Origin of the sequence: Algoriphagus lacus (assembly GCF_003583985.1) — a bacterium.
Taxonomy (GTDB): domain Bacteria; phylum Bacteroidota; class Bacteroidia; order Cytophagales; family Cyclobacteriaceae; genus Algoriphagus; species Algoriphagus lacus.
In genome coordinates this window covers 202,204-213,384 of record NZ_QXML01000002.1, presented here as the reverse complement: position 1 = coordinate 213,384, position 11,181 = coordinate 202,204, and the positions used below count along the sequence as shown (strand labels likewise).

The following is an 11,181-nucleotide window of genomic DNA, read 5'->3' as shown; positions in this document are numbered from 1 at the left end:
ACCAATCCACTTGCCGAAAGCGGTCAGGAAATTCCTGACGGCTTTCTGTTTTTAACCGATCGATTAACCTTACAATAAACCTACGCGAATGGAAAAAGCCATTTTAGGATTAGATATCGGAGGTACCGGAATCAAAGGCGGAGTCCTTGTCAAAGGACATCTCGAAGACATTCGCTCTATCCCAACCCCTGCTTTGGAGAGTCAGGAATTTATCCTGGAAACAATTGCTTCTTTTATCGAAACTTACGCGCATTATGATTTTGTTGGAATCGGAATTGGCATTCCTGGACTCGTGGATACCCGTGAGGGGATCGTCTTGGGACTCGCTAACATCCCTTCATTCCAGCATGTCGAGCTGAAAAAATTCCTCACTGGACGGTTTGGAAAGCCAGTTTTTGTCAACAATGACGCCAATTGCTTTGCCATTGGAGTCCACAAATACGGAGTTGGAAAACCCTATAAAAATCTGGTAGGGATCACGCTGGGTACTGGCACCGGAGGTGGAATTGTAATTAACGGTCAACTTTATTCAGGTCTTTTCTCTGCAGCCGGAGAATGGTGTAGCGCTTCCTATCTGGACAACAATTACGAATACTACTGCTCCGGAAAATTTTTCCAAAACTTCTACCACAGCAAACCTAAAGCCTTGGCAAAACAGGCTCTGATTGGAGATGAAGTTGCCATTCGGGCATTCGAGGAATTCGGGCACCACTTAGGAGAATTGCTCAAGGTAATCATGTATTCACTCGCTCCTGAGGCTATTGTGTTGGGTGGCTCGATCCGCAAAACTTTCCCACTGTTCAAAAAATCTCTTTTTGAAACACTGGATACCTTCGCCTATAAAACCGTATTGGCAAACACTAAAATACTGATCTCAGAAATGGATGAAACTGCAATTCATGGTGCAGTGGCATTGGTGGATGTAGAACCGGACATGGTGACGATATAATCTTCTTAAAAGTTGGTTTTTTAGTCAAAAAGGGCGGTTTCTCAGGAACCGCTTTTTTTGTCTTTGTCACCCCCTGGAAGTTGATTTTTTAATCCAGGATAATGGCTGGGTACGATAAACTAAAGACAAACCACTACTTTCCTTCCATGGCCTCCCAAAAGCCCGGCTTGATCCGCTTTTCCCGGTCAAAAAGTAAGGGATAATTGGTCCTGCCCCGCACGGGCCAATTGTTCAGCCAAGTGCGGCCGTCATGCATGCCCCAAAAAGTCACCCGCTCGATTTTGTCCCCATGCTTCTTAAACAACTTCATCAATCCCGCATAGCGTTCGACAAGCTGCTTTTCCACCTCCTTTGGAATACCCGAAACGTAGGGATTCCACTCGGGTGAGGCTGCATAATTTACATTCAAATCCGCTCCTGCCGAGTCACTGGGCCTTGGAAGCACATCCACGTCCAACTCGGTAATATGCACTTCAAATCCAGCCTGATGAATCTCCAAAATCGCCTGTTCGATTTGGTCGAGAGAAGGGACCTGAAGCCGGTAATGACCCTGCATCCCTATTCCATCGATCCGGATTCCTTTGGCACGTAAGTCCTTAGCCAAAGCAAGAATTGCTGCACGCTTTTCCGGCTTCCAGACATTGTAATCATTATAATAAAGAGCCGCTTTTGGATCCATTTCCTGGGCTTTTCGAAAGGCACGTTCGACAAAATCAGGACCAATGAGGATATACCAAGGAGATTTTCTCCAAGTACCGTCATCTTCAAAGACCTCATTCACCACGTCCCAACCCTGAATCCTGCCACGATATCGGCCCATTACAGTAGAGATATGCTCTTCCATTCGGGCCAAAAGGGCCTCACGATCCAGGGGTTGACCCAATTCATTTTTGAAAACCCAAGTGGGCGTTTGCTGATGCCAAACCAGCGTATGTCCAACGGTAAATGCTCCCAACTTTTCCCCCATGGCCACAAATGCATCCCCAAACGCAAAATCATATTGGTCCGGATGAGGATGGACTAAGGCCCACTTTAGTCCATTTTCCGAAGTGATGGAATTATAATGAAGGGATAAAAGAGAATCTGCTCCAGGCTCTTTTCCGCTTACCTGAGCGAGATTGACCGCAGTGCCTACCCGAAAATCATCTTCAAAATAGGTTTTCAGCCCTATTTCATCGCTGGGAATAAAGCCTGAAAAAAGAATGATCACCAGAATTACAATTAGTCGCTTGGCCATAATGGGTAATTTCAGGGATTGGAATTTTGAAAGATTCTTGGCTATCCCTATTACTGATCTAAAATAGAACTTATCCCCAAAGACCAAGTGGAAAAATCCAGAAAGTACCAAAATGCCACCCTGGTCCAGCCCTTGAGAGGATTTTACCACTTCGATTAATATTGGATGGCTGGGGTAATTCAGAAACAGGAACTTTTTTCGAGATTGCCTCAAACTTTCCGAAACCATGACTGATTCCCTGCTCCAAGTTGCCCTAGCTCAGATTTCACCTGTGTGGTGTAACAAATCCGAAACACTGGAGAGAATAAAATCCTCTATTCAGGAAGCTGCTAAACAGGGCTGTGAACTCATCGTCTTCGGGGAAGGAGTATTACCCGGCTATCCTTGGTGGCTGTCCATAACTCACTCATCTGCTTGGGATGACCGGGTCCAAAAAGAAATCCACGCCCACTACGCGAGAAATTCGGTACAAATCGAAAAAGGGGACTTGAAGGAAATACAAGGACTGGCTCAAAAACACCAGATCGCTGTGTACCTCGGAATCATCGAGCGACCTCAGGATCGGGGAGGACATAGCCTCTACTGCTCTTTGGTCTATATCGATCCTAGGGGAGAAATCCGATCCGTTCATCGAAAGCTACAACCGACCTACGACGAACGCCTGACTTGGTCACCCGGCGACGGAAACGGGCTCCAAACCCACCCGCTGAAATACTTTACCCTCGGTGGACTCAACTGCTGGGAAAACTGGATGCCCCTCGCCCGAACAGCCCTTTATGGTTTGGGAGAAAATCTCCACATTGCCGTGTGGCCAGGTGCTGTTCGGAATACCGAAAACATCACGCGAATGATCGCACAGGAAGGAAGGTCTTTTGTGATTTCCGTGTCTAGCTTGATGCGGCGATCGGATTTCCCGGCTAACACTCCTCATTTGGATGTGATCTTAAAAACCTGTCCAGAAGTATTGGCGGATGGTGGCAGCTGCATTGCAGGACCGGATGGAAAATGGGTTCTGGAACCTGTGGCTCTTCAGGAAGGATTGCTGATCGAGACACTGGATTTCAACAGAGTATTGGAGGAGCGCCAAAACTTCGATCCTGTAGGACACTATTCCCGCCCAGATGTATTACAACTTTCCGTAAACAGGGAAAGGCTCAGCTCGGTAAGGTTTGAATAAAATCAGTTTGGATTGCTCTTTTATTTGGCCTGCAAAAGCTCAATAAATTGCATGGACAGTGGATTTTCCACAATTTCGAAATTCTGTTTTTCCGGTTTGCTATGAATAAATTTGGTTTTGGTTTCATTGTCGCTTTGGCCTTGTTTGCTGGGGTTTGGTATTTTTTTCAAGGCAAATCCCAACGGGAAGAACTCCGTGCTTCCTCCGAATTGATTCAAAAACAAGTCAATCAGGTCGGTAAACTGATCGTGACCGAAGGCTACTATTCCAAAGTATTCACCTTCAAAAACTCGCAAAACTTGTTTTTAAACCTTTGGAGCTCAGACAAAAAAGCTCTTGTTGTAGTCAATGCCAAAGCAACAGTGGAGTATGACCTGCGGCAATTGGAAACCGAAATAGACGAGGAAAACAAAACACTAATTCTGAAAAAAATCCCCGAGCCTATCCTAAACATTTATCCAGAGATCGAATACTACGACGTCACACAGGACTACTTCAATGCCTTTGATGCCGCTGACTACAACAAGATCAAAAACTCCGTTTCCTCCCAGATGCGAAGCCAAATCGAAAAATCGGATTTGATGGAAAATTCACGGGACAGGCTGATGGCTGAACTGACCAATTTCTATGTACTCACCAATACTCTAGGTTGGACGCTGATGTATGAGGAAAAGGTGATTGAGAATGAGGAAAGTTTGGAGTTGATCAGAAGATAAAAAGCAAAATACAGGAGGCTAGTCAATAATTTTCCCAAAGAAAACTCGGTTCTACAAATTAATTAGGAGCGGCAATCTGAATATCAAAAGGAAACTCTTTTCGCTCATTTTTCAATCAAATCATTCTGGATATCAGTAATTTGATCTAATGGGAATTTTTTGCTTTTTTATAGTAACCTAAGCCACCAACCCCATGAAGTACAGCATTACATTTTGCCTGGCCTGTCTTTTGGCCTTGCCCCCCGCATTTTCCCAAATCAAACTTAATCCAGCCCCAGACCGCAGGGCGGATGAAGGGGAGGGACCATTTGAAAGGCTTATTATCCGCGGGGCCATTGTAATCGACGGTACAGGGGCACCGCCTGCTGGCCCAGCTGATATCGTGATTGAAGGCAATAAAATCGTGGAAATCCGACAAGTGGGAGTGCCTAAGGTACCCATCAAAGATTCGGACAGACCGCAGGGCGCCACCAAAGAAATCGATGCCCACGGGGCCTATGTAATGCCCGGATTAATCAACCTCCACGCTCACGTGGGTGAAGCCAAAAAATCCCCAAATGCAGAATATCCTTACAAATTGTGGCTGGCTCACGGAATCACCACGATCCGTGGAGTGCCTGCAGAAAACGTTGCCTGGACCCAAAGTGAGAAAAAACGAAGCGCTGCCAATCAGATCGTTGCTCCCCGCATCATTGCTTTTCATACCATGGGTTCGGGTGAAAACTGGAAAGGAGGTCCTGTTCATACACCTGAAAAAGCAAGGGAATGGGTTCAGTGGGCAGCTACACAAGGAGTGGATGGAATCAAATTTTTCAACCATCCGCCGGATGTCCTTCAAGCAGCCATCGATGCCGCGCATGCCAATAAGATGGGAACTGTGGCCCACATTGCCCAACCTATGGTCGCCGAAACGAATGCCTTGGACGCTGCCAGAATGGGATTGGATGTCCTGACTCACTACTACGGACTTTTCGAATCTCTTTACAAAAACGAAGACATTCAGCATTGGCCTGCCGAATTTAACTACAATGACGAGCAGCACCGATTCAGTCAAGTAGCTTATCAATGGGATAAAATTCACCCCAGAGGCAGCAAGCCATGGCAAGACCTGATCGATGAATTTTTGAAACATGATCTGATCCTCGACCCAACCATGACTGCCTACCTAGCCGGTAGGGATCTGATGCGGGAAAGAAATGCCGAATGGCACCAAGAGTACACCTTGCCATCGCTTTGGGACTTCTATACGCCAAACAGGGAAAACCACGGTTCCTACTTCTACAATTGGACCACTTGGGATGAAACCGCTTGGAGAAATTTTTATAAAGTATGGATGTCCTTTCTCAACGATTACAAAAATGCAGGTGGCCGGGTTACCGTTAGTGACGATGCCTCATTCATTTATAATTTGTGGGGATTTGGTTACATCGAGGAAATGGAATTGCTCCAGGAAGCCGGATTTCATCCCCTCGAAGTAATCAGAGGGGCAACCTTGCATGCGGCGGAAGCTATCTTTGATCCAAAGGGTAAACCAATAGAATATGGGGTTATCCGTCCAGGACTTTTGGCAGACTTGGTGATTGTTGATGAAAATCCCATCGAAAACCTCAAGGTTCTGTATGGGACAGGATTTTTGAAGCTTAATGATGAAACCAATCAATTGGAACGGGTGGGCGGAATCAAATATACCATCAAAGACGGGATCATCTACGATGCCGAGAAACTCCGTCAGGATGTCAAAAACATGGTCAAGGCCCAGAAACAACAGCAGTAAATTTTGGGGAGGGTCAGGATGGACGTCCTGACCTTTTCTTTTTCTAATGACTTTTAGTCCTTTTTGAAATGGAAATCTAGGTTCCTTTTTCAGTGGTTTTTTAAACCCGGTCGCGACAATTGCGAAGAAAAGATTCCAAAGGAAATGTCGGAAAAACTCCCATTCCTTGAGGTCAATATTAATAATCCCGCGAGGTGTCGACCCCGCGGGATTTCGTATTTCCATTCTTCGTATTTCTAGCCTCCTACATCGTACTTCACTAAGCTCCTCTGCCCGAAACCGCCAACGGAATATCCGTGAGGTCCTGAATTTTAATCGGCTTGCCCTGCTCGATTGAATTGCGGGCTGCGATTCCGATCAGACAGGACATGGCCCCATCACGGCTACCAGCGGATTGTCTCCATGGATCTGGAGCATTGGTATCGAGGAAGAGTTTGTCTTTCAGTCGGGTATCTCCTCCCCCGTGACCTCCTCCACCCTGAGGCACGGTGATAATATGTCGCTCCCCGAAGTTTTTTACCAAAACGAGTTCGTCCTCGTTCTTTTCATCCCATGGCTGACTTTCCTTGATCCAGGTTTCCAATCTGCCCTTGGTGCCGTTGAAAGCGATTCGATAGCCTTCGTAAGGAGAATAAGTGGTAAGTGAATAGCTGACTTGGACATTGTTTTTGTATTTGATCTGGACGGCCATCTTATCGTAGATGTCGATCTCTTCGCGGAACACACAGCCATCCCGATGATATCCGTCGTACTTCTCATTTTCGACATAGAGTTTGGTTAGATGCTCGTTTTTGGTGATGTCCCAGTGAAAATCACATTTCGATGCATGAGGACAACCTCGGCAGGTCGTGGATCGGAAGGGACCGTTTTTTCCATAAAACTCCAGTGCTCCATAGGCATATACTTCCTCCGGGTCTGAGTCCAACCACCAGTTGAGCAAATCAAAATGGTGTGTGGACTTGTGCACGAGAAGCGTTCCCCCAAACTCTCTTCTGCCATGCCATCTGCGGAAATAATCTGCCCCATGTGAAGTATCCAAATACCAGTGGAAATCCACCGAGGTGATCGTCCCGATCTCTCCAGCGCGCAGGAGTTCATAGAGTTTTTGGCGGTGAGGGGAATAGCGGTAGTTGAACGTCACGATGAGTTTTTTTCCAGATTTTCGCTCTGCATCGAGTATAGCCTGCATCTTCACCTCATCAGTGGTCATAGGTTTTTCGGAAATCACATTCATGCCTGCCATCAGCCCCATGATGATAAATTCATGATGTGTGCTGTCCATCGTGGTGACGATGAGTACATCCGGCTTGGTTTCCTTGAGCATTTGGTCTGCCTTCAGGAAAAGTGGACAATCTACCCCCATGTATTCTTTTCCCACCTTCATCCGGCCTTCGTTTTTGTCCGAAAGTCCCACAAACTCCACCTGATCCTTGTAAGCTCGAATCACATCTCTGCCCCACATAGCCAGACCTCTCACACCGGTTCCGACAAGGGCAAGTTTCATTTTTTGTCCCGGCTTGTCAAAAATTGAAAGCGCCTGGGCTACGGGATGGAGAAAAAGTGAGCCTGCCAAAGCCCCGCCTGTGAGGGCGATAAATTCTCTCCTTGACTGTTTTTGTTCTTTATTCATGGTTAGTTGGGTTGATTCTATTTTGGGAAAAGGAAGTTATACAAAACTTATAGAAGGTCCTTTGAAAATTACGGAATCGATTTTTCTGTCTTATAAATGGTAAATAGACCCTTAATCCGGCCCGATTACCCTATTTTTAAGGGATGAACACACTAAGTATGGAACGCAGCATCTCTATCCGGGGCCTTTTCCGGATCAGTAGGCCTGTCAACCTACTTATGGTGGCATTTGCCCAATTGATGACCGCTTATTTTTTGGTGGAAACGACAGCCCAGGGTCTTCCAGTCTTTCAGGATTTTCGCCTGTACCTGATCGTTTTTTCAACAGTACTGATCACAGCAGCAGGCTACATGATCAACGATTATTACGACGTCAAAATCGACTACGTCAACCGCCCCAATGAAGTAGTGGTGGGCAAAGGAATCAAAAGACGGGTAGTTCTTTTCCTCCATTCCCTGATCAATTTCACAGCAATTGGACTTGGCTATTTGGTTTCTCCACGAATTGCCCTGGTGAATTTTTCTGCGGCGTTTCTGCTTTGGCTGTATAGCAACCGTCTCAAAAGGGAACCCTTTATCGGAAATCTCACAGTCGCTTTTTTGACCGGATTTTCCGTATATCTGATCGGTTATTTTTACCAAAAGTCAGAACTTCTGGTCCTGACCTATGCGATTTTCGCCTTTTTCCTCAATCTGATCCGAGAAATCATCAAGGACATTGAAGATCGCCCTGGAGACCGAAGGCACGGTTGCCGAACCCTTCCCATTGTGATTGGCTTCCGGAAAACCAAACAGGTGATTTTTTTGATCGCAATTGGGTTTGTTTGCTCGATACTGATTGTGACTTTTAAAATTGCCAATCCGGTCCTGTTTATCTATTTCGGGATTTTGGGAGCTGTTTTTATGTGGTTTATGTGGAAAGTCTATCAGGCCGATCGCAAAGATCATTTTAGTGAGTTGAGTACCATCTCAAAAATCCTGATGCTCGTCGGGACATTAAGTATGGCATTCCTTTGATTTGAGATTTAGGGATTGGGATTTGAAATTTGTATGCTCAGATTTCAATTCACAATTCAAAACCTGTGGTTATCTGTGCAATTTGTGAGCGCTTCGTCTTTTGCTGACCAAACTTTCATTCTTGGCTTACGCCAGGATAACGATTTCCAATTTTTCAATTTTTGAAACCATTCTTCGAAATATTTCCATCAAATACCTAACTTTCATGCAAAATATCTAACAAATGCTGGAAAGCAAGGTAGTGGTAATCAAGATCGGCTCCAACGTCTTGACCCAGTCCAATGGGCTGCCGGACTTGGTACGGATGCAGCATCTCGTCAATCAAATCCATGGATTGATTTCGGCAGGAAAAAAGATCGTGCTGGTCAGCTCGGGTGCGGTGGCATTCGGCAGGCAATCCATTACCCTTCCGGAAAAACTCAATCCGGTTTTCAAAAAACAGATTTGGGCCGCTACAGGACAGATCCGTCTGATCAACCAATACCAACAGTTTTTCGAAACCCTGAATCAGCCCGTTGCCCAGATCCTGGTGACCAAGGAGGACTTTCGGGACCGCAAGCATTTTCTCAACATGAAGAACTGCATCGAGGCATTGCTGCAGCAGGGAATTTTGCCCATCATCAACGAGAACGATACGGTCACCATCACCGAGCTGATGTTTACGGACAATGACGAACTGGCCAGCCTCACAGCGGCTATGATCAATGCCGATACCTTGATTCTGCTGACGAATGTGGACGGGATTTTCACCGGAAATCCCTCTGAGCCCGGGTCTGAACTGATTGATAAAGTCAGTTCCGGCATGCCCGAAGTGTCCAATTACATCTCCGCAACCAAATCGTCCTTTGGACGGGGAGGTATGCTGACCAAATATGCCATGGCGAAAAAGTCTGCCGATTTGGGGATTCAGGTGATCATAGCCAACGGTAAGCGGGATGGAATTCTGGATGAGTTTGCACAAAAAAAACTGCGCTGCACCTGGTTTGAACCTCAAAAAGTAAAACATGCGGCCAAAAAATGGCTGGCTCATGGTGCCCAATATTACAAAGGCGAACTGGTGATCAATGAAGGTGCAAAAGCTTCCCTGACCACATCGGTCATCCGAAGCCTACTTCCGGTAGGAATTACCAAAATTGAAGGGGAATTTTCCAAAGGTGACATCCTGCTGATCCGCGACGAAAGTGGCAACAAAATCGGACTTGGGCGGGCAGAGTATACTTCCAAACTTGCAATGGAGCGAATGGGACAAAAGAACCAAAAAGCCCTGATCCACTACGATTACCTCTACCTTTTCGACCATGAGTGAGTATTCATCAATTTTTGAGCAAGTCCAACGCAACAGCCGAAAACTAACTGGGATCAGTGATGCGGTGGTCAATATCGTCTTGGGCGAATTGGCAAGTCTGGCAGAGCGTGAATTCGCATTTATTTTGGCCGAAAATCAAAAGGACCTGGATCGGATGGAAACCTCTAATCCGATGTATGATCGGCTTTTGCTCACAGAAGCCCGAATTAAAAGTATCGCCGGAGAAATCAGACAGGTCATGAGTTTGCCCAGTCCGCTTCAGCAAATGCTGGAGGAAAAGACCTTGGACAACGGGCTTTCAATTCGAAAAATCAGTGTACCGCTGGGCGTGATCGGAATCATTTACGAGGCCCGTCCGAATGTCACCTTTGACGTGTTTGCTTTAGCCTTGAAATCCGGTAACGGATTGGTTTTGAAGGGCGGTTCGGATGCGGATTTTTCCAACAGGGCCATCATGAAACTGATCCACCAAGTCCTCGCCAAGCACGGACTTCCAAGTGATGCGTTTCAGTTGCTGCCTCCAGAGCGTGCAGCGACCAAAGCACTGCTCGAGGCGGTGGGCTATGTGGATGTGATCATCCCGAGAGGATCCCAAGGCCTGATTAACTTTGTGCGGCAAAATGCAAAAGTCCCTGTGATCGAGACGGGAGCTGGCATAGTCCATGTGTTTGTGGACAAATCGGCAGACCTGGAGAAAGCCAAAAAGATCATCCACAACGCCAAGACACGACGCCCTAGCGTCTGTAATTCCCTGGATTGCCTGATTATTCATGAGGATCTTTTGGACGAACTGAGTGAACTTGTGTTTCCCTTGATGCTCGATGGTGTGAAAATCTACGCAGATGATCGCTCCTTTGCCCATCTACAGCGACACGAACTCATCCAAAAGGCGGACGAGAGCCACTTTGGAACGGAATTTCTCAGCCTGAAAATGGCCATCAAAACAGTGAAAAATCTGGAGGAAGCGCTGGACCACATTGCCACCCATTCTTCCAAACATTCAGAAGCGATCATTTCCGAAACTCCGGAAAACATCGAACGATTTCTCCTCGAAGTGGACGCCGCAGCGGTCTACGCCAATGCTTCCACGGCTTTTACCGACGGAAACCAGTTTGGACTCGGAGCCGAAATCGGCATCAGCACCCAAAAACTCCATGCCCGCGGCCCGATGGCCCTCAAAGAACTGACGAGTTACAAATGGGTCATCCGAGGCGATGGACAGGTCAGAAAATAGAAATCGTTTTTCTTAAAGAGCCAAGGCAGGTCAAAGGGAATAACCCAGTTTCTTAGCTTTATTAAACCTGGAAGCTGGTCCCCTCTATCTAGCCTTAGGCTCAGGTCACTTAATTCTTCAGATTGAAAAATCCTAAATGGAA

At 46.4% G+C, this 11,181-nt stretch carries 9 protein-coding genes; 7 read left to right on the top strand and 2 right to left on the bottom strand.

The window, feature by feature from the left end; genetic code table 11:
* Positions 1-88: 88 nt before the first annotated feature.
* A complete protein-coding gene (locus D0X99_RS05090; protein WP_119476568.1) occupies positions 89-949 on the top strand; it encodes an ROK family protein in 861 nt (286 codons plus the stop codon).
* 133 nt (positions 950-1,082) lie between these two features.
* Here the strand turns inward: D0X99_RS05090 and D0X99_RS05085 are convergent, their stop codons facing one another.
* Positions 1,083-2,186 carry an endo-1,4-beta-xylanase gene (locus D0X99_RS05085; protein WP_119476958.1) on the bottom strand — a complete coding sequence of 368 codons (1,104 nt, stop codon included), beginning with the start codon at positions 2,184-2,186 and terminating at the stop codon, positions 1,083-1,085.
* Between the two features lie 226 nt (positions 2,187-2,412).
* Here D0X99_RS05085 and D0X99_RS05080 point away from each other — a divergent pair, with 226 nt between their 5' ends.
* The 3 genes from D0X99_RS05080 to D0X99_RS05070 all read left to right on the top strand — a co-directional run bounded on the left by D0X99_RS05080 (position 2,413) and on the right by D0X99_RS05070 (position 5,853).
* A complete protein-coding gene (locus tag D0X99_RS05080) occupies positions 2,413-3,363 on the top strand; it encodes a carbon-nitrogen hydrolase family protein (RefSeq protein WP_119476567.1) in 951 nt (316 codons plus the stop codon).
* 101 nt (positions 3,364-3,464) lie between these two features.
* The gene (locus D0X99_RS05075) at positions 3,465-4,079 is read left to right on the top strand and encodes a DUF4230 domain-containing protein (protein WP_119476957.1); all 615 of its coding nucleotides are present in this window, start codon (positions 3,465-3,467) and stop codon (positions 4,077-4,079) included.
* A 193-nt stretch (positions 4,080-4,272) separates the two neighbouring features.
* Positions 4,273-5,853 (top strand): amidohydrolase family protein, encoded by a 1,581-nt coding sequence (locus D0X99_RS05070; protein WP_119476566.1) that lies wholly within the window; start codon positions 4,273-4,275, stop codon positions 5,851-5,853.
* Between the two features lie 259 nt (positions 5,854-6,112).
* On the opposite strand, the gene D0X99_RS05065 is transcribed toward D0X99_RS05070, so the two are convergent.
* Positions 6,113-7,483 carry a Gfo/Idh/MocA family protein gene (locus D0X99_RS05065; protein WP_119476565.1) on the bottom strand — a complete coding sequence of 457 codons (1,371 nt, stop codon included), beginning with the start codon at positions 7,481-7,483 and terminating at the stop codon, positions 6,113-6,115.
* A gap of 143 nt (positions 7,484-7,626) precedes the next feature.
* Between D0X99_RS05065 and D0X99_RS05060 the strand changes: the two genes are divergently transcribed.
* The 3 genes from D0X99_RS05060 (at position 7,627) to D0X99_RS05050 (ending at position 11,039) form a co-directional block, all read left to right on the top strand.
* On the top strand, positions 7,627-8,499 hold the full coding sequence (locus tag D0X99_RS05060) for a geranylgeranylglycerol-phosphate geranylgeranyltransferase (RefSeq protein WP_199708015.1): 873 nt from the start codon (positions 7,627-7,629) through the stop codon (positions 8,497-8,499).
* A gap of 223 nt (positions 8,500-8,722) precedes the next feature.
* Positions 8,723-9,805, top strand: coding sequence for a glutamate 5-kinase (gene proB, locus D0X99_RS05055; protein ID WP_119476563.1), 1,083 nt, complete (start codon positions 8,723-8,725; stop codon positions 9,803-9,805).
* A complete protein-coding gene (locus D0X99_RS05050) occupies positions 9,798-11,039 on the top strand; it encodes a glutamate-5-semialdehyde dehydrogenase (RefSeq protein ID WP_119476562.1) in 1,242 nt (413 codons plus the stop codon). Before proB ends, D0X99_RS05050 begins: the two co-directional genes overlap by 8 nt.
* The last annotated feature ends 142 nt before the right edge of the window (positions 11,040-11,181 follow it).

Excerpts from the sequence above, each read along its gene's own strand:
- D0X99_RS05090 (WP_119476568.1), top strand. The coding sequence starts at position 89 with ATGGAAAAAGCCATTTTAGGATTAGATATCGGAGGTACCGGAATCAAA.
- D0X99_RS05085 (WP_119476958.1), bottom strand. The coding sequence starts at position 2,186 with ATGGCCAAGCGACTAATTGTAATTCTGGTGATCATTCTTTTTTCAGGC.
- D0X99_RS05080 (WP_119476567.1), top strand. The coding sequence starts at position 2,413 with ATGACTGATTCCCTGCTCCAAGTTGCCCTAGCTCAGATTTCACCTGTG.
- D0X99_RS05075 (WP_119476957.1), top strand. The coding sequence starts at position 3,465 with ATGAATAAATTTGGTTTTGGTTTCATTGTCGCTTTGGCCTTGTTTGCT.
- D0X99_RS05070 (WP_119476566.1), top strand. The coding sequence starts at position 4,273 with ATGAAGTACAGCATTACATTTTGCCTGGCCTGTCTTTTGGCCTTGCCC.
- D0X99_RS05065 (WP_119476565.1), bottom strand. The coding sequence starts at position 7,483 with ATGAATAAAGAACAAAAACAGTCAAGGAGAGAATTTATCGCCCTCACA.
- D0X99_RS05060 (WP_199708015.1), top strand. The coding sequence starts at position 7,627 with ATGAACACACTAAGTATGGAACGCAGCATCTCTATCCGGGGCCTTTTC.
- proB (WP_119476563.1), top strand. The coding sequence starts at position 8,723 with ATGCTGGAAAGCAAGGTAGTGGTAATCAAGATCGGCTCCAACGTCTTG.
- D0X99_RS05050 (WP_119476562.1), top strand. The coding sequence starts at position 9,798 with ATGAGTGAGTATTCATCAATTTTTGAGCAAGTCCAACGCAACAGCCGA.